At 59.7% G+C, this 17,161-nt stretch carries 17 protein-coding genes; 11 read left to right on the top strand and 6 right to left on the bottom strand.

The window, feature by feature from the left end; translation table 11 throughout:
• Positions 1–17 precede the first annotated feature (17 nt).
• The 6 genes from QMN93_RS10045 (at position 18) to QMN93_RS10020 (ending at position 3,882) form a co-directional block, all read left to right on the top strand.
• Positions 18–716, top strand: coding sequence for a hypothetical protein (locus QMN93_RS10045; RefSeq protein ID WP_033144530.1), 699 nt, complete (start codon positions 18–20; stop codon positions 714–716).
• Between the two features lie 11 nt (positions 717–727).
• Entirely contained in the window at positions 728–1,210 is a 483-nt protein-coding gene (locus tag QMN93_RS10040) for a hypothetical protein (protein ID WP_033144529.1), read from the top strand.
• Positions 1,211–1,261: 51 nt separating this feature from the next.
• The gene (locus QMN93_RS10035; RefSeq protein ID WP_193138820.1) at positions 1,262–1,738 is read left to right on the top strand and encodes a hypothetical protein; all 477 of its coding nucleotides are present in this window, start codon (positions 1,262–1,264) and stop codon (positions 1,736–1,738) included.
• A 25-nt stretch (positions 1,739–1,763) separates the two neighbouring features.
• Positions 1,764–2,192 carry an IrmA family protein gene (locus QMN93_RS10030; RefSeq protein ID WP_048980632.1) on the top strand — a complete coding sequence of 143 codons (429 nt, stop codon included), beginning with the start codon at positions 1,764–1,766 and terminating at the stop codon, positions 2,190–2,192.
• Between the two features lies 1 nt (position 2,193).
• On the top strand, positions 2,194–3,444 hold the full coding sequence (locus QMN93_RS10025) for a hypothetical protein (protein WP_064673167.1): 1,251 nt from the start codon (positions 2,194–2,196) through the stop codon (positions 3,442–3,444).
• 141 nt (positions 3,445–3,585) lie between these two features.
• Entirely contained in the window at positions 3,586–3,882 is a 297-nt protein-coding gene (locus tag QMN93_RS10020; protein ID WP_033144527.1) for a hypothetical protein, read from the top strand.
• A gap of 58 nt (positions 3,883–3,940) precedes the next feature.
• Here the strand turns inward: QMN93_RS10020 and QMN93_RS10015 are convergent, their stop codons facing one another.
• The gene (locus QMN93_RS10015; RefSeq protein WP_023310243.1) at positions 3,941–4,543 is read right to left on the bottom strand and encodes an ATP-dependent Clp protease proteolytic subunit; all 603 of its coding nucleotides are present in this window, start codon (positions 4,541–4,543) and stop codon (positions 3,941–3,943) included.
• Positions 4,544–4,631: 88 nt separating this feature from the next.
• Here QMN93_RS10015 and QMN93_RS10010 point away from each other — a divergent pair, with 88 nt between their 5' ends.
• Both QMN93_RS10010 and QMN93_RS10005 read left to right on the top strand, forming a co-directional pair.
• Positions 4,632–5,018, top strand: coding sequence for a VOC family protein (locus tag QMN93_RS10010; RefSeq protein ID WP_045888820.1), 387 nt, complete (start codon positions 4,632–4,634; stop codon positions 5,016–5,018).
• A gap of 185 nt (positions 5,019–5,203) precedes the next feature.
• Positions 5,204–5,821 (top strand): response regulator transcription factor, encoded by a 618-nt coding sequence (locus QMN93_RS10005; RefSeq protein WP_033144524.1) that lies wholly within the window; start codon positions 5,204–5,206, stop codon positions 5,819–5,821.
• 3 nt (positions 5,822–5,824) lie between these two features.
• Here QMN93_RS10005 and QMN93_RS10000 read toward each other — a convergent pair whose 3' ends face one another.
• The 5 genes from QMN93_RS10000 to QMN93_RS09980 form a co-directional block, all read right to left on the bottom strand.
• The gene (locus QMN93_RS10000; protein WP_193138819.1) at positions 5,825–11,407 is read right to left on the bottom strand and encodes an ATP-binding protein; all 5,583 of its coding nucleotides are present in this window, start codon (positions 11,405–11,407) and stop codon (positions 5,825–5,827) included.
• A 9-nt stretch (positions 11,408–11,416) separates the two neighbouring features.
• Positions 11,417–11,797, bottom strand: coding sequence for a response regulator transcription factor (locus QMN93_RS09995; RefSeq protein ID WP_193138818.1), 381 nt, complete (start codon positions 11,795–11,797; stop codon positions 11,417–11,419).
• A 23-nt stretch (positions 11,798–11,820) separates the two neighbouring features.
• Complete coding sequence (locus QMN93_RS09990) at positions 11,821–12,081, bottom strand: XapX domain-containing protein (protein ID WP_010427264.1); 261 nt, start codon at positions 12,079–12,081, stop codon at positions 11,821–11,823.
• Positions 12,078–12,299 (bottom strand): DUF1427 family protein, encoded by a 222-nt coding sequence (locus QMN93_RS09985; RefSeq protein WP_029739325.1) that lies wholly within the window; start codon positions 12,297–12,299, stop codon positions 12,078–12,080. The genes QMN93_RS09990 and QMN93_RS09985 overlap by 4 nt, the downstream gene beginning before the upstream one ends.
• A 61-nt stretch (positions 12,300–12,360) precedes the next feature.
• Complete coding sequence (locus QMN93_RS09980; RefSeq protein WP_023334356.1) at positions 12,361–13,047, bottom strand: hydrolase; 687 nt, start codon at positions 13,045–13,047, stop codon at positions 12,361–12,363.
• 217 nt (positions 13,048–13,264) lie between these two features.
• Between QMN93_RS09980 and QMN93_RS09975 the strand changes: the two genes are divergently transcribed.
• The 3 genes from QMN93_RS09975 to QMN93_RS09965 are packed head-to-tail and all read left to right on the top strand — an operon-like array spanning position 13,265 to position 17,159.
• Positions 13,265–15,136, top strand: coding sequence for an amidohydrolase (locus QMN93_RS09975; protein ID WP_193138817.1), 1,872 nt, complete (start codon positions 13,265–13,267; stop codon positions 15,134–15,136).
• Positions 15,136–15,543 carry a DoxX family protein gene (locus QMN93_RS09970; protein WP_193138816.1) on the top strand — a complete coding sequence of 136 codons (408 nt, stop codon included), beginning with the start codon at positions 15,136–15,138 and terminating at the stop codon, positions 15,541–15,543. The genes QMN93_RS09975 and QMN93_RS09970 overlap by 1 nt, the downstream gene beginning before the upstream one ends.
• On the top strand, positions 15,540–17,159 hold the full coding sequence (locus QMN93_RS09965; RefSeq protein WP_033144517.1) for an MFS transporter: 1,620 nt from the start codon (positions 15,540–15,542) through the stop codon (positions 17,157–17,159). The genes QMN93_RS09970 and QMN93_RS09965 overlap by 4 nt, the downstream gene beginning before the upstream one ends.
• The last annotated feature ends 2 nt before the right edge of the window (positions 17,160–17,161 follow it).

Below are 17,161 nucleotides of genomic sequence, written 5' to 3'. Positions count from 1 at the left end.
TAGTTCAGGAGATTGGAATGTTAAAGGTTATTCGCACAGCAGTGATAGCAGGAATGATGGTATTTCTGGCGGGGTGCCAGAATGGCAGTACGGGAAGTAGTGGCGGCGTCGACCCGCGCCTTGCCAATAATCAGGACGTTGAGTTTTTCAATAAATCAGGCTGGCAGGCCTGTGCTGGCGGCGCGGTAATCGGCGCACTGGCTTGCGCTGTCAGTAACTCCAGCAACAAAGCGGTATGTATGGCCGCCGCCGCTATCGCCGGTTGCGGTGTGGGTATGGGGGCTAACGCCTATCTGGATAATCAGCGCAAAAAATACGCCTCCCAAGAGCTGCAGTTAAACGCAACGATTAAGGATGTTGAAGCCGAAAACAAACGCATTCAGAACGCAACCAGCGTTGCAAAATCGGTTATCGACTCTGATAAAAAGACCCTCGCTCAAATAGAAAAAGATATGGCTGCAAACACGGTGAAAAAAGACGCCGTACAGAAGCAAATTAAAGGAGTGGATGCCAACATTGCTTACCTTCGCGGCACCATCACCGACATGAAAAAACATGAGAAGCAGTGGCAGGACGTTTCTGCAGACATGAGCAAATCCGGCAGTGATACCCAAAATCTGGATAGCGAGATTGCGTTGATGCGCGACAAAATTGGCTCTCTGCAGGGCGAGCTCGATAGCCTCTATACCCAGCGCACCGCGCTGAAAGTCGGTTGAGGGGAATAGCAATGCGTTATATTTTTCTTGCACTCAGCGCACTCATATTAGCCGGCTGTGCCACTAACGCGCGAGATTGTGACCCGACAACCGGTGATGTCAGCATTATTACCAAATTTAACTGCAACTACTCCGGCACCTGGGATAAGCGCGTTGAAGATAAACAAAAAACGCTGCAACACGATCAGGAACTGAATAAAGAGTTCAAAGCGGTGAATGATGCGATTGAAAAAGAGAAAGCACTGAGCAATGCCAACGTAGCCAGTAAACAAAAATCGCAGCAAGAACTGCAAAAGTCGATGAACAATCTGGTCGCCCAGTTGAAGAAAAAAACAGCTGGCCGGGCTGATGCTCAAAAGCAAGTTGCAGACCTGGAAAAAAGTATGAAGGAGGCGCAAAACAAACCAAGCGCTTCCGAATTGCAAAAACAGATGGAACTGCAGAAGCTGCAGGGACAGCTGAATGAATTACAAGAAACACTGGCTTCACAATAATAAAATAGCAGCCGGATTACCGGCTGCTTTACCTGCTAAGGAAAAATAACGTTGAAATCTCAATTACTCTCTGCTGGATTATTGACACTTCTGGCGACAACTCCAAGCGTTCATGCTGCACCGCCTGAGCCTGAACTTATTTTCAACTGCGAACTCACGAACGGAAAATACGTTATCGTCCGTCTGGATCACGATGTTCCTACTTATTATTACGGCTCACTTGAAAAAGTAGAAATGACTCTCCCCAAAAATGAGGGAGACAAAACGCAGGTTCGCCTGGGTGAAATGACGTTCTCAGGTGGAGGCGCTTATTATTATCGTTTCATCAATGGCAACTACAGCTATGTTGTTTATAGCGGTACGGGAAAAGGATGGGATTATACCGGCCTGAAAGTATATAAAAACCAAAAGCTCATCATGAAAAAAGAGTGCACTAATGGGGGGTTTTTACCTAATGAATATCGCGGTCAAGGCCTCGTAAAAGAAGCGGACACCGGTGATGATGCAACATACGGTTATGTTGATTAATACATCATTTTCAGGATGGTAAAATATGATGAGCCGTTACTTACACTGTAGCACAGTATTCGCATGTCTTTTATTCGCTGCTCCAACTCATGCGATTGAGATCTGGCACTCAAACACCGTCTGGGCAAATCAAGGGATGTGCAGCGCCACTTTCACGCTGGACAGTGGCATGGAAAGCGTTGGTTCGTTAGAGATAGGCTTTGACCTCGTTGATGCAAAAAATAACCTTGTAGCTCATGATACTTTGCAGGTAGACCCATTCGGCGATTCTGATGCCACGCGATACCAAACGGCTTTCGCCGAAGGCGAGCATTATTGCGAAAGCAATCTCACGCTGCGCCTGACGTCACTGGCATTAGTTAACGGAAAGACCAAACAGCCTTTACCTCTCAGTTTGCTTACACCAAGGGCATTTATTCCATTCCCTATCATTAACCCGCAGGCAGATCACTAATATGTCTATAGACGCTGAAGCAAACTCAACACCTGACAATAATGGACCTGGCCTTTGCTTTTTGTTATTACTTATCTTTGGCGGGTTCGTTTTCTTTATACCTGCAAGCGTTGTGGTCGCCTTCCCGGCCGTTCTCGCCGGTTCCTTCCTGTATTTTATCTGGTATCTTATTTCAGAAGGGCATTTAGGCAATATTCTTGGCAGTATGATCGTCAGCATGATACTTATGGCTATCGCCGCAGCTATTCCTGTCATTGGCTGGATATTGTTACTTCTATGGATCTTCTACAATATTGCGAAAGCCTTTGAGACGATAAAAACATTACTTCCCGATGCGCTCTTTAGCGCTGTTCTCTATGGATGTTTGCTCTTTCCCGTTATCCAGGAAATGGCAATGGACGGGGAGAGCAACATGGCTGCCACTATCGCTTGTGGTGTCGTGTACGTGATAACTGCAGGGCTTTATTGTTCCAGGTTAACGCAGCTGGCAACCAACACTAAGCAAAGTATTTTCTATTTTTCAATTATGTGGCTTTCGGTCCCACTTATCGCACTTCTGATCGTCTCGATTGTGGCATCCTTACGCGCGGCATTCAGAACCGTGCTGACCCCGGTGCAGACCGTGGTCAAAACCCCGCAAAACGTATCAGCGCATATGCGAGGCGGGAGCCATGTCAACGCTTACACCCGAACTGTGACCACCATTCAACATAGCGTGACCTCCCAGACGCTTCCGGGGATGGGAGCTGTTGGTGCCTCTATGGTTGGTTCCGTATCGGAGGCAACGATAACAACACCACAACAGCCACAGCAAACCTTGCCAGCGCTGGAACACAAACCAGCCGGGGGTGAATTAACACAGTATGCGACGAACAAAGACCACAACTTTTACCGCTACGACAATCTCAACGCGAAAAAAATAAGCAATTTCGTCCAGGCGGCCAGTCATCGTCAATCGCTGCCTCCTCTCACGGAAGATGCGATCCTGTTCTACTACGACGAAACGGTTTTCGGCCAAGGGGATCATGGTGTGGTATTAACCGATGACGGTGTTTTTTGCGTGTTGGGAAAATTGTATGAAACTTTCTACGCCCGCTTCAGCGAAGTCAGTAGCGTAGTCATAAAAGGATCCTTTAATAAAAAAATTGTCCTGCATATGAAGAATGGCCAGAAACATAATATTGAACTGACTCAATCAAATGCCGGGGCAAAAAAAATCTACGAACTTATCAGCATCGCAGCCCAGAATTAAGTAATCCTCCAGGCACCCGCTCAACGGGTGCCTTTCAGACTTCTGCATGACACATTCTGACAGTTTCACGCTTTATCGTGATCGCCATATTTACAGCGGCTTATATCGTTACGTTAAGAGAGAACTGTCATGAGGCCTGAAATGAGCGATTTCACTGAACTGCCGGTCACTGGCTTTGTTAAGACCACAACAGCGGTCTACACGCGTAAACAGAACCCCTCGGTATTCTCGCCCGTGGCGCGTGAACTCCCTGCGGGAAGCCAGCTGACGGTGCAGGCTGCGGTGATGGGGGATGCTGTGGAAGGCAACGCGCACTGGTATCGCATTGATGAGGATACATACATCTGGGCGGGGGCATGCACACGGCTCGATCCTTACCCGGCGTTTCCGCCAGGCACGCGAACGAACTGGATGGCGGTGGTGTTCGAGGTACGCTAGGTCCGGCGTAGGTCGGGTTAGGCGAAGCCGTCACCCGACTCAAACACGCCGCGAAAACTTAATCCAGCTTCAGCTCGTCATAATGGGTAATCAGTTTACCCACGATACCGTAGTCCAGCGCTTCTGCCGGAGACATCCAGAAGTTGCGATCGGTGTCTTTTTTCACTTTTTCCAGCGGCTGGCCGGTGGCGTCGGCGATCAGCTTGTTCACGCGATCCAGCATGCGGATGATCTCGCGCGCTTCGATCTCAATATCCGTTGCCTGACCGCGCACGCCGCCCAGCGGCTGGTGGATCATAAAGCGGGTATTCGGCAGCGAGTAGCGGTGTTCTTTTTTCGCCGCCAGGAAGATGGTGATCCCGGCGCTCGCCACCCAGCCGGTGCCGATGACGTGCACTTCCGGGCGGATGAACTTGATGAAGTCGTGGATGGTATCGCCCGCTTCCACGTGGCCGCCCTGGCTGTTGATGTACAGCTTGATCGGATCGTTGCTGACGCTTTGCAGCAGGATCATCTGGGTGATGACCTTCTGCGCCAGCTCCTGGTTGATCTCACCGGAGATCACAATCGAACGAGACTCCAGCAGTTTTTGCTGCAGAGCGCCCGCGCCGTTTGACCCTTCCGCTTTTTCCTTGTCGCTATCTTTCAGTGTGTAGTGCATTGTTATTTCCTCAGCTTGTCGCGCTCAAAACCAGAGTGTAGCCTGTTTTACCGGTGAAAGTCCTCACAGACAAATAACGAGGGAGCTTATGAATATTGCCCATGTCGCACTCTGGACCCGCAGCCTGAACGCGCAGGTTCAGTTCTGGGAAACGGTGTTTGGTGGCCGCAGTAACGAACGCTACGTCAGTAAAAATCGTCCCGGTTTCGAATCACACTTTATTACGCTGGATGACGGGCCGACCATCGAGCTGATGACGCTGCCGGATCTGCCCGACGCCCCTGCGCACCCGGAGTTTATCGGCTGGGCGCATATCGCCATCAACGTCGGCAGCAAAGCACAGGTCGACAGCATGGCCGGGCGTGCACAGGCCAACGGCACGCTGCTCAGCGCCCCGCGCATGACCGGGGACGGCTTCTATGAAGCGGTAATTGCGGATCCGGACGGCAACCGCATCGAGCTTGTGGGTGCATAAAATCAGCGTTTCGTTCCTTCACCGCTCCGGTCACGGATCGCTATACTTCATCTTCATACGGTTATCATATTGTTAAATGATAATGATAGTTAATGTGTTAAGATGAAAGTCAGCATAAACAGTCCCTTACGTAACCGGCGGGATTGTTTGCATCCTCGACATGTAAATCAGCACCGGGGCGGTGAATGGAACACATTGTGTATGTGGTTGATGACGATGACGCGGTCAGGCAGTCCGTGATCGGGCTGCTGGATTCGGCGGACCTGAACGCCGTCGGCTTTTCATCGGCAGAAGCGTTTCTTCAACACCGCTTTGAAGAGCTCCCGTCGTGCGTAGTCCTCGATATGCAAATGCCCGCCATCTCGGGCTTTGAGGTGGCTGATGCCCTTAAGGACAGCGGGCGCGAAATCCCGATTATTTTTCTTACCGGCCACGGCACTATCCCGATGTCGGTGCGCGCCATTAAAGGCGGCGCGTACGAATTTCTCACCAAGCCCGTCGAATCCACCGCGCTTATCGACGCCATCGAGTCCGCGCTTCAGCTGGCGGAACACAACGCCGTGCGCAATAAAGAGCACTATGCTCTGAAGCAGCGCCACATGTCCCTCACCCCGCGCGAGCACGAGGTGCTGACGCTGGCGATAAGCGGCATGCTGAACAAGCAGATTGCCGCCGAGCTGGGCGTCAGCGAGATCACGGTTAAGGTGCACCGTCGCCGCGTGATGGAGAAAATGCAGGTGCGCTCCGTGGCGGAGCTGGTCAGGGCCGTTGAGCGCCTGACCAATAGCCAGCCTGCGGAGTAACCTTTACCCTTCCTGCGCCGCCAGCGGCAGCGCAAACGCGAACACCGTGCCGTACGGCTCCCTGCGGCGCGCGCTCAGCTTCCCGCAGTGACGCTCGATGATGCTGGCGCTGATGGTCAGCCCCATCCCCATCCCCTGCGCCTTGGTGGAGTAGAACGAGTCAAAAATCTGCTCCAGCCGCTCGGGCTCAATGCCGCTCCCGGTATCGGCGATCTCAACGATCACCTTCCCGTCCGCGTTGGCGGTGCTGAGGGTAATGGTGCTGGCGCGATCCTTCACCTCGGCCATCGCCTCTACCGCATTCATCACCAGGTTCAACAGCACCTGCTGGATCTGCACGCTATCGCCGGTGATAAAGCTGTTCTGCGCCTGTAACAGATAATCAACGCTAATGTGTCTCTGCTCCAGCTCGCTGCGGGAGAGCGTGATGATATGGTGGATCAGGTAGTGCATGTCGATGCGCGAGAAGGTGGGATCCTGCTTGCGCGTCAGGGACTGGATGCTGCGAATGATCTCCCCCGCCCGCGCGCCTTCCGCGGCGATCTCCTCCAGCCCCTCACGCACTTTATCCAGACGGGCGGGCTCGCGGTTGAGCCAGCGCAGGCTCGCCCCGGCGTTCGAGACGATCGACATCAGCGGCTGGTTGATCTCGTGGGCAATGGATGAGGTCAGCTGTCCGACGGTGGTGGCCCGGGACACCCGTGCCAGATCCGCCTGCGCGACCCGCATGGCATCCTCCGCCGCGCGCTGGCCGGTGATATCGGTGATGATGCCGTAATACTCGTTCACCTCGCTGCCCACGCCCACCGGATCGCCAATCCCGAGGATGTAGCGCGTTGAGCCGTCGGTACGCTTAACGCGAAACTCCGCGCGCATGGAGAGCCCGTCGCGCACGCTTTGGGTGACGATGGCGCTGATGCGGGCGTAATCGTCCTCATGGACGAAGGTCAAAAACTCCGCCATGGAGATCGTCTTTTGCTGCCCGGGCAGGCCGAGAATGCGGGCGTACTCTTCCGAGACAAACATCAGATCCTGCTCCAGCTCCCAGCGCCAGCTGCCGGTGTGGCTGATCTGCTCGCCGAGCATCAGCGAGGTCTGGCTGGATCGCAGCTCTTTCTCCACCCGTCGGCGCTGGATGTTCTCCGCCAGCAGCTCGGCGTACAGCCGCGCCGTCTCAAGGGATACCGCAGCCTGCGCGCCCAGCAGGCTCACCACGCGCGAGTGCTCGGCGGTGAAGACCTCCGGCATCAGGCGGTTTTCGAGGTAGAGCACGCCCACCAGCCGCGCCTGTTTGAACATCGGGACGCACATGACCGCCGCCCCCGAGGTCACCAGATAAGGGTCCTGACTGAAGGGATGGAACTCCTCCGGCCTGCCGGTGCGGATCTCCTGCCCGGTGCGGATCACCGCCGCCAGCACCGACAGCGGCAGGTCGGTCGCCGTCGGCACGTCTTTCAGGATCCGCACCCGCACGCCCTCGGTGCTGGTCCAGGCGCTGGCCTCAATCTCCGGGATGAGGCTCTCGCTCACGCGCAGCAGCAGGCCGCGCTGCGCCCCGGCGCGTTCGAGCAGGATGGTCATCAGGTTTTCGATTAAGCGCTCAAGGTTAATCTCTTCCGACAGCGCGCGGGAGGCTTTGATGACGCTTTGCAGATCGCGGATCGTCTCATTCTGGGCGAACGCCACCGTGTCGTAGGCGCTGGCCTGCCCGGAGGCCAGCAGGTGCGGGAAATCCTGCTCCAGCTGGCGCACCTTGGCCTGCGCGCCCGCGCGGCCCCAGGCGGCAATCGAGCCGCGGAAGTGGGCGTCCGACGCTGTCGGGTAACCGCAGGACAGCGCAAAGCGGCCCGCCAGCTCGTGGGCCAGAGCGTTGATCGGGTTAAAGCCGCCCTCGCGGGAGAGCCGGACCGCCTTCTCATACTGCTCGAGCGCAATGCTGTTCATTCCGTCCAGACGCACGATTTCGGCGTAAATCAGCGCCTCTTTATCCGCGAACGTGCCGGGATTAACGCGCGCCCAGAGGGCGATTTTGTCGTAGTGGGCGTGAATGCTGCGGCGGTGATTCGCCGAGAAGGTCTCCGGCGTCAGCTGACGGGAGAGCGCCAGGGCGCTGTAGAGATGGTAATCCAGCAGATGGATGTGGCCCGGCGCAGACCACGCGTACCAGCCCGCCATCTCGAGATCCGCCTGCGCGTCGGCATATTCGCCGCAGGTAAAGTGCGCCATGCCGCGATACAGCCAGTACCAGAAGAGCATGGTGGAGTTCTTCTCCGGCGCCTGCTCCGGCGACGCGGGAAGCAGCGCCTCCGGCAGCACCTGCGACGCGGTCCAGGTGCCGATGACCGGCGTGCGCAGGAACTCAACGTAGCCGCGCTGGACCATCAAAATGGTTTCCACGTCCTGGAAGTGGGTTTTACGCACGAACGCCAGGCCGCGATCGATGCTGGTCAGCACCCCGTCCAGGTGATCGCCCCGCGAGAGGAAGTTAATCACCTGGTGGCAGGCCGCAAAGCAGGCCATCGTCATATCCCCGTGGGTCACCGCCGAGGTGAAGCAGGCCTTCGCGCACTCGATGGTAAACGATAAAGGCTGGGTCCAGACGCTGAGCTGGTCGAGCGGCAGCAGGGTTTTGGCTTCGAAGGCGTCGTAGCCGTGGCGATTCACCAGCTCGCGGGCCAGGGTGCCGTACTGGAACCCAAGGCGATACTCGGCGTAGCGGTGGCCCATCAGCACGCCAAACCAGGCCATCGCCGTGGTGGACGCGCCGGTAATGCCGTGGTCGAGGGTCAGGTGCATCATGCGGCAGAGCAGCAAAAAGTGCAGGCGCGGGCAGATGAAGCTGGCGCAAATGCTGGCGCTGTAGAGCAGGTTCATCACCGCTTCGGTTTCCGGGTTATCCATCCGCGACAGCTGGGCAAACAGGTTTTGCGGCGCGTCGGCCGTGCGGTTGCAAAAGAGCGCCCAGGCCTCGTCGCAGTCGGCATCTTCCGGATAGCGGCTAATCTGGATCCCGAAAATCCCCAGCCAGCAGAGCGCCGCCTCCAGCGCCAGACGGCTGTCCGACTGGCGAATGTACACCTCCACCAGCAGGTTCGCCGCCAGCGCCTTTTCGGTCAGCCCGCCGGGGCAGCCGAGAATGGCGTCACACAGCTCGCGGGTCCGCTCCAGGTGCCCCAGCGCAAACTCGCAGCCCGCCTCTTCGATATCGAGCATAAAGTCCGACACCGTCCCGGCGTTGCCCAGTGCTCTGGCGGTCTGGATATAGCCGAGCGCCGAAGGATAATCCCCCGAGCGCTTCGCGCGTCGCGCGGCCAGAAGGCTCAGCTCGCGGAACATCTCGCGCTGCGGGGCGGGCTGGATGCTGTCCAGCGCGGCCGTGACGTGGTGAACGGCGCGGAACAGCAGCTCGTTCCCCGCCGCCTGACGCGCGGCGTCGGCCAGCAGGCTGGCGGTGGTCAGGTGAATATGGCTTCTCTCATGCCGATCCAGCAGCGCAAAGGCGGCCTCCTGCACCCGGTCGTGGGTGAAGGCGTACTTTTTTTCCGCCAGCACGATGAGCTGGGCCATCACCGCCGGGTGCAGCGCATAGCGCATTTCCGCCATCGACATGCCGACCACGCGGCAGATCATCTCCATCTCGCCCGTGCCGCCGAGGCAGGCGATGCTGCCCAGCAGGCGGCGCGTCTCGTCGGGAAGCTCTTCAAGCTGCTCCAGCACCAGGGTGACGAGGTTTTCGGTGTAATGCCTGGCGCGGATCGCCTGCAGATCGTAGTGCCACTTGTCCTGATATTTGTTGTGCACCACCAGGCCGTCATCCACGATGCGGCGGAAAAACTCGTGCACAAAGAGCGGGTTGCCGCCCGTCTTCTCGTGGATCAGCGTGGCGAGGTCGGTCGTCGCCGCGCTGCGGGTGCGAAATACCGTCGCCAGCCAGCGCGCCACCGCTTTCACGGAAAGCGCCTGCGGGACAATCTCGCTCGCGTTTTGCGCCGCCTCCGGCAGGCCTGCCAGCAGCGCCTGCAGGGCGGCGTCGGGCACGGCGCTGATATCCCTGTGGGCCGCGACCACCAGCAGCGGAACAGCGCCGCAGTTCATCAGCAGATATTTGAGCGTGTGCAGGCTGGCGGCGTCGCTCCACTGGAGATCGTCGAGCACCAGCACCAGCGGGCAGCCCTGCGAGGCAAAGGTTTTTACCAGCGCCAGCACCATATGGCTGAAGCGCGCCCGGGCATCTATGGAAAACGTATCGGCCGAGAAGCGCGGCTTGCTCTCCAGCAGCAGGCCCAGCTCTGGCACCAGGCTGACGGCCAGCGCCTCGTGCCCCTCCAGGGCGCGAGACAGGCGGATTTTCCACTTCGCCACCTCGTCTGCGGGCAGCCCCAGCAGGTGCAGCGTCAGGGTGCGGAACGCGGAGCTTAATACGCCGTAGGGCAGCGACGGCGAAAACTGGTCGACTTTGCCCACCGCCAGCAGCACCGTACGCTGCTGCAGCGTTTTGAGCGCCGTCGCGATGATCGAAGATTTGCCGATCCCCGACGGCCCGCCGATTGTCACCAGCTCCGGCACCAGGTTCTGACTCACCCGCTCAAACGCCGCAATAACGTCGTTCGCCTGCGGATGCGTCGCGAAGAGGGAGTCCGCCAGATGGATCGCCGGGGTGCGGTCCTGCTGGCCGGGGGTAAAAGCGACGATCTCGCCCTCGCAGGTCAGCGTCGCCTGGCAGCGGCGGAGGTCGGCAATCAGCCCGTCGACCGTCTGGTAGCGGTTATCGGGGTGCTTTTCCAGCAGCTTCAGGATGATGGTCGACAGCATCCCCGGCACGTCCGGGCGGATCGCGTCCGGAGCCAGCGGCGCGGAGGCAATATGGTAGTGCGCCCAGTTGGCCCGATCGTCCTCCCCCAGCTCAAACGGCAGGCGTCCGGTCAGGAGTTCATACAGCACCATGCCGAGGCTGTAGAGATCGCTGCGGCCGTCGACGGGGCGCTGGGTGCGGGTGGTGTGCTCCGGCGACATATACGCAGGCGTGCCCCCTGAAACGGCAAGCCGGGTCTGGGTGATGGCATCGGAAAGACTGCTGGAAAGGCCAAAGCTGCCCAGACGGCAGGTGGCGTCGTGATCAACAAAAATAGTGCCGGGCTTGATATCGCCGTGGATCAGGTTTTGCAGATGCATCTGGCGCAGGGGAACGCAGATCTGGATCGCCATCTCGAGAAAGCGCGTGATGCCCGAGATCGCCCTGCCCGCGCGCCGCGCCAGCAGTTCAAACGAAAACGGGGCGTACACCAGCGCGAAGCGCCCCCGGTACTGCGTTGACGCAACGGCGCGAATGGCCCAGCTGTCCTGCAGCACGTCGCGCAGCGCAAACTCGTTTTTGAGCAGCCGGGTGGCCCGCTCTTCCTCTTCGTCGCTGACCGCGGTGGCGATAATGAACGAGCCGCCGGAATGAGGATGTCGCGCGTGCATCCAGGCGATTCCGCCCTCCTGCGCCAGCACGGTAAAAATCACATCCTCTTTAAGGACAAAAACCCGCCCCTGGTGAAGATTCCCCTGGGCGGGCCAAAATGCAGGCTGCTCGTGTTCGTTCATCCGCGATCCTTATTGTCGGCGGGCCAGCTCCCGCTGAATATGATCCAGCAGAATATCGATGTTAATGGGCTTACGCAAAAATGCAGCGGCGCCCAGATTAAGAGCGTACCGCTGCATATTTTCATCAGCATGACCGGAGATAAAGATCACGGGCGGCGGCGGTACGGCCAGCAGCCGGAGCTTTTCAAACAGCTCCAGGCCGCTCATGCCCCGCAGCTTGATGTCGGTGATCACCAGCGCCGCGCCGGACAGGGCGAAGGGATGGCTCAGAAACACCTCTGCAGAATCAAACGTATCGGCGGCATAGCCTTCCGACTCCAGGAGATTACTCAGCCCGCTGCGGACGGATCGTTCGTCATCAATGATGGCAATGCGCCACGGCAGCGTCATGCTGTCTTTCCTCTGGTAAATCATTAAACGTCGCGATCGTCCTTCGCGGGCGCAGGGGGCGCCGTGCCGCTGATTTTCGGCACGCATTCGTGACGAAACCAGGCGAGGGTAAGCGGTTCGCGACTCAGTAAACGCCGTCCCACCGGGATGAGCTGTTCGCCCACCAGCATGCCAAACAGGCCAAGCAGGGCGACAACCGGCGGCGCCGGGGAATGGACGTCGAGCAGAGCGTAAATTACCCCAGCAACCACGCCGCACACCAGCGAAATTATCCATGCTTTCATGACGACGCTCCCGTCTGCGATTTGGCCTGCGGAACGGTCACCGGAGGCGGCGGCGCGCCGTCGCGGGATAACAGATGTCGCGTCGCCTGTTCACCCGCCAGCATCCCCAGCAGGCCAATCAGCGCCAGCGCGGGCGGCGCGGGGGAGCGCACCTTCAGCACGGCATACATCAGGCCAATCAACACGCCTGCCGCAAGGGATATCAGCCCAGTACTCATTGTGAACTCCAGAGAAAAAGGCAGCGGCGAGCCGGATGAGGGACCAGCCCGCCAGCGGAACTTAGCGAGCCGGGACCGGCGCTAAGGTGCGGTGCTCGCTCTTCTGGCGAGACGGCGCTTTGTGCACCATGGTGTAGGCGTAATCGACGCCCATGCCGTACGCGCCGGAGTGCTCACGTACGATATCCATCACCGCGGTGTAGGTTTCTTTACGCGCCCAGTCGCGCTGCCACTCCAGCATCACCTGCTGCCAGGTCACCGGGATCACGCCCGCCTGGATCATGCGCTGCATCGCGTAGTCGTGGGCTTCTTTGGAGGTGCCGCCGGACGCGTCCGCCACCATATAAATTTCGTAGTCGCCTTCCAGCATCGCGCACAGGGCAAAGCTGTTGTTGCACACTTCGGTCCACAGGCCGGCAACCACCACCTTCTTCTTGCCGTTGGCCTGCAGCGCGTCACGCACCTTCTGGTCGTCCCAGGAGTTCATGGAGGTACGCTCCAGAATGTCCTGGCCCGGGAACACGTCCAGCAGCTCCGGATAGGTGTTACCGGAGAAGCTTTCGGTCTCAACGGTGGTGATGATGGTTGGAATGTTGAACACCTTAGCCGCTTTCGCCAGCGCCACGGTGTTGTTTTTCAGCACCTGACGGTCAATAGACTGCACGCCAAACGCCATCTGTGGCTGGTGATCGATAAAGATTACCTGACAGTTCGCAGGGGTTAACACTTCGAGCTTTGAAGAGGTCATAGCATTTTCCAGTGGTTAAGGGTGAAATCGCCGCGAACGCCGCGACGATAAAGACACCCTCATCCTGCGGTTTTCCGTCTTTGCGCGTAATTATCTCTTCGTATAGTTAACCTTAGGTATAGTTATACTTTGGTATACCTATCCTATTGTATAACTGGATCTTTGCCGAAACCGGTTCCCATAATCCTGACCATTCCCCTCTCAGTCAGGAGCACGTATGGTTACCCTCGGTAAAGCCGATCTCATTCTGGTTAACGGCCAGTTTCACACCGTCGATCGCGAGAACCCCGTCGCGGAAGCCGTTGCCGTGCGCGACGGAAAATTTCTGGAAGTGGGTACCGTCGCCGAGGTGATGCAGCACCACTGCGACGGCACCAAGGTGGTCGACTTAAAAGGCCACACCGCCATCCCCGGCCTGAACGACTCGCACCTGCACCTCATTCGCGGCGGGCTGAACTACAACCTCGAGCTGCGCTGGGAAGGCGTGCCGTCGCTGGCCGACGCCCTGCGGATGCTGAAAGAGCAGGCCCTGCGCACGCCGTCGCCTCAGTGGGTGCGCGTGGTGGGCGGCTGGACCGAGTTCCAGTTTGCCGAGCGCCGGATGCCGACCCTGGACGAGATCAACGACGCCGCGCCGGACACCCCGGTCTTCATCCTGCATCTGTACGACCGCGCGCTGCTCAACCGCGCCGCGCTGAAGGTGGTCGGCTACACCAAGGACACGCCAAATCCGCCGGGCGGAGAGATCCAGCGCGATGCCAACGGCAACCCGACCGGGATGCTGATTGCCCGTCCGAACGCCATGATCCTCTACGCCACGCTCGCTAAAGGGCCGAAGCTGCCGCTTGAGCAGCAGGTCAACTCCACGCGTCAGTTCATGCGCGAGCTGAACCGTCTGGGGCTGACCAGCGCCATCGACGCGGGCGGCGGCTTCCAGAACTACCCGGAAGATTACGAGGTGATTGCCGAGCTGCACGAGAAAAAGCAGATGACCATCCGCATCGCCTACAACCTGTTTACCCAGCGTCCGGGCCACGAGCTGGAAGACTTTGAAAAATGGACCGACATGCTCACGCCGGGCCAGGGCAGCGACTTCTTCCGCCACAACGGCGCGGGCGAGATGCTGGTCTTCTCCGCCGCCGATTTTGAAGACTTCCTCGAACCGCGCCCGGACCTCGCGCCGGGCATGGAAGACGAGCTGGAGCGCGTGGTGCGCCATCTGGTGGAGCACCGCTGGCCGTTCCGCCTGCACGCCACCTATAACGAATCCATCAGCCGCATGCTGGACGTCTTCGAGAAGGTGAACCGCGACATACCGTTCAACGGCCTGCACTGGTTCTTCGACCATGCGGAAACCGTTACCCAGGCCAACATCGACCGCATCAAAGCGCTCGGCGGCGGCATTGCCGTCCAGCACCGCATGGCGTTCCAGGGCGAGTACTTTGCCGAGCGCTACGGCATCGAAGCCACCCGCCACACGCCGCCGGTGGCGAAAATGCTCGAGACCGGCGTGCCGGTGGGCTTAGGGACGGACGCCACCCGCGTGGCGAGCTACAACCCATGGACCGCGCTCTACTGGCTGGTCTCCGGCCGCACCGTCGGCGGGATGCAGATGTACGACCATAGCGCCCGTCTGGATCGCGATACCGCCCTGATGCTCTGGACCCAGGGCAGCGCGTGGTTCTCCAGCGAGCAGAACCAGAAGGGGCAGATCAAGGTCGGCCAGCTCGCCGACCTGGCCGTGCTGAGCAAAGACTTCTTCCGCGTGCCGGAAGAGGAGATCAAGGGCATCGAGTCCGTCCTCACCGTGGTCAACGGCGACATCGTCTACGCCGCAGGCAGCTTTGGCCCGCTCGCGCCGCCGGCCATTCCGGTTCTTCCCGAGTGGTCCCCGGTGGTGAAGGTGCCGGGCCACTACCGCAGCGCGCCGCCGCAGGCCGCCCGCGTCGGGATGAGCCCTATCCACCACTGCAGCGGCCCGTGCGGGGTTCACAGCCACCAGCATGATTTCGCCCGCACGTCAGAGATGCCGGTATCCGACGATAACGCTTTCTGGGGGGCGCTGGGCTGCAGCTGCTTTGCATTCTGATGAAAAACACCGTTATCCCGCCCCGGATCGACCTGGGGCTGTTCTTCCTGCGCCTGACCGGCAGCCTGCTGCTGCTGTACGTGCACGGCCTGCCGAAGGTGCTGCACTTCAGCGAAGAGCTGACGCGCATTGAAGATCCGTTCGGCTTCGGGCCCTGGGCGAGCCTGATCCCGGCGATTGTCGCCGAGGTGGTTTGCCCGCTGTTTATCATTGCGGGCGTGTACACCCGCCTGGCGTGCCTGCCGATTATCGCCGTGCTGCTGGTGGCAATGCTGGCGGTCCACCCGAACTGGTCGATTGCCGAAGGGCAGTTTGGCTGGCTGCTGCTGATTATCTTCACCACCCTCGCCCTCACCGGGCCGGGCCAGTGGCGGCTGCAGCGTAAGACAGCGGAGAGGTACGCATGACCCAGGTTAACGACGTTCGCGACGCACACGTCGAGACGACGCCCGCACCGACGGTTTCGCCCTGGCAGCCGCTGAGCCAGCCGGTGTTCCGCATGCTGTGGATCGCCACGGTGGTCTCTAACGTCGGCTCATGGATGAGCGACGTCGGCATCAACTGGAGCATGCTGACCCTGAGCGCCGACCCGCTGGATATCGCGCTGGTGCAGGCGGCCAGCAGCCTGCCGATGTTCCTCTTCGCCCTGCCGTCCGGGGTGATGGCGGACATCGTCGACCGGCGTAAATACCTGCTCTTCTCCCAGCTGTGGGTGTTCATCGCCGCCGCCGGGCTGACGGTGCTCTCCTTCACCGGACACGTCACCCCCGCCGTTCTGCTGGTGGCGACGTTTCTGCTGAGCGTGGGCGCGGCGATGAGCTCGCCGCCGTTTCAGGCCGTGGTGCCCGATCTGGTGAGCAAGCCGGAGCTGGGCGCCGCCGTGGCGCTGAACTCGCTCGGGGTGAACATCAGCCGGGCAATTGGCCCGGCGCTGGGCGGTTTCCTGCTGTCGCTCGCCGGGCCGTGGATGGTGTTTGCCCTCAATGCGCTCTCCGTGGTCGGCGTGGCGTGGGTGCTGTGGCGCTGGCGTCCGGCACCGTCCATTCAGCGTCTGCCGCCGGAGCACTTCTTCTCTGCGGTGCGATCCGGGATTCGCTACGTACACGCCGCGCCGGTGCTGCGCAACGTGCTGGTGCGCACCGTGGCCTTCTTCGTTTTCGGCAGCGCGGGCTGGGCGCTGCTGCCGCTGGTGGCGCGCCGCGAGCTGGGCCTAGGCCCGGCGGGCTACGGCGTGATGCTGGCGTGCATTGGCCTGGGGGCGATTGCCGGGGCCATTCTGCTGCCGCGCCTGCGCCAGCGGCTCGACGCCGACCGCCTGATGGTGGCCGCCAGCCTGACCTTTGCCCTCACCATGCTGGCGCTGGCGTTCGTGCGCCACGTCTGGCTGCTCAACCTGTTTGAGTTCTTCACCGGCTTCGCGTGGATTGCGGTGCTTTCAACGCTGAACCTCGGCGCGCAGCGCAGCGCCGCACGCTGGGTGAAGGCCCGCGCGCTGGCGGTCTACCTGACGGTGTTCTTCGGCTCAATGACCGCAGGCAGCGCCATCTGGGGGCAGATCGCTTCCCGTTTCGGCACCCCGACATCGCTGGTGGTCGCCACGCTGGGGATGGTGCTGGCGAGCGCGACGGTGTTCCGCTGGAAGCTTGGCAAAGATCCTGACCTGAACCTCGACCTCAGCGGCCAGCCGCTGGACGGCGTGGAGATTGACCTGCCGAACGAGCGCGGCCCGGTGCTGGTGTCGCACGAGTACATCATCGACCCGCAGAACACCAGAGCCTTCCTGGAAGCCGTCCACGAGCTGCGCCGGGTGCGCCGCCGCGCCGGGGCGATGAGCTGGGCGGTATACGAGGATATTGAGCGCCCCGGTCTGTTTATCGAGACCTTCCTGATGGGCTCGTGGATCGAGCATCTGCGCCAGCAGGAGCGCCACACCATGAATGACCTCCTGCTGCAGAGCCGCGTTCTGGCTTTTCATCAGGGCACAACATCACCGGCAATACGCTACCTGGTCGCGCCGGTATAACC

It is taken from the genome of Enterobacter sp. R-1.6.2, from assembly GCF_035064085.1.
Taxonomy (GTDB): Bacteria; Pseudomonadota; Gammaproteobacteria; order Enterobacterales; family Enterobacteriaceae; genus Enterobacter; species Enterobacter asburiae_B.
The sequence above is the reverse complement of the archived record's forward strand: the minus strand, read 5'-3'. Positions and strand labels throughout refer to the sequence as shown.

What these genes read in the sequence shown, in the direction of transcription:
- QMN93_RS10045 (WP_033144530.1), top strand. Translation starts at nt 18, where the DNA reads ATGTTAAAGGTTATTCGCACAGCAGTGATAGCAGGAATGATGGTATTT.
- QMN93_RS10040 (WP_033144529.1), top strand. Translation starts at nt 728, where the DNA reads ATGCGTTATATTTTTCTTGCACTCAGCGCACTCATATTAGCCGGCTGT.
- QMN93_RS10030 (WP_048980632.1), top strand. Translation starts at nt 1,764, where the DNA reads ATGATGAGCCGTTACTTACACTGTAGCACAGTATTCGCATGTCTTTTA.
- QMN93_RS10025 (WP_064673167.1), top strand. Translation starts at nt 2,194, where the DNA reads ATGTCTATAGACGCTGAAGCAAACTCAACACCTGACAATAATGGACCT.
- QMN93_RS10020 (WP_033144527.1), top strand. Translation starts at nt 3,586, where the DNA reads ATGAGCGATTTCACTGAACTGCCGGTCACTGGCTTTGTTAAGACCACA.
- QMN93_RS10015 (WP_023310243.1), bottom strand. Translation starts at nt 4,543, where the DNA reads ATGCACTACACACTGAAAGATAGCGACAAGGAAAAAGCGGAAGGGTCA.
- QMN93_RS10010 (WP_045888820.1), top strand. Translation starts at nt 4,632, where the DNA reads ATGAATATTGCCCATGTCGCACTCTGGACCCGCAGCCTGAACGCGCAG.
- QMN93_RS10005 (WP_033144524.1), top strand. Translation starts at nt 5,204, where the DNA reads ATGGAACACATTGTGTATGTGGTTGATGACGATGACGCGGTCAGGCAG.
- QMN93_RS10000 (WP_193138819.1), bottom strand. Translation starts at nt 11,407, where the DNA reads ATGAACGAACACGAGCAGCCTGCATTTTGGCCCGCCCAGGGGAATCTT.
- QMN93_RS09995 (WP_193138818.1), bottom strand. Translation starts at nt 11,797, where the DNA reads ATGACGCTGCCGTGGCGCATTGCCATCATTGATGACGAACGATCCGTC.
- QMN93_RS09990 (WP_010427264.1), bottom strand. Translation starts at nt 12,081, where the DNA reads ATGAAAGCATGGATAATTTCGCTGGTGTGCGGCGTGGTTGCTGGGGTA.
- QMN93_RS09985 (WP_029739325.1), bottom strand. Translation starts at nt 12,299, where the DNA reads ATGAGTACTGGGCTGATATCCCTTGCGGCAGGCGTGTTGATTGGCCTG.
- QMN93_RS09980 (WP_023334356.1), bottom strand. Translation starts at nt 13,047, where the DNA reads ATGACCTCTTCAAAGCTCGAAGTGTTAACCCCTGCGAACTGTCAGGTA.
- QMN93_RS09975 (WP_193138817.1), top strand. Translation starts at nt 13,265, where the DNA reads ATGGTTACCCTCGGTAAAGCCGATCTCATTCTGGTTAACGGCCAGTTT.
- QMN93_RS09970 (WP_193138816.1), top strand. Translation starts at nt 15,136, where the DNA reads ATGAAAAACACCGTTATCCCGCCCCGGATCGACCTGGGGCTGTTCTTC.
- QMN93_RS09965 (WP_033144517.1), top strand. Translation starts at nt 15,540, where the DNA reads ATGACCCAGGTTAACGACGTTCGCGACGCACACGTCGAGACGACGCCC.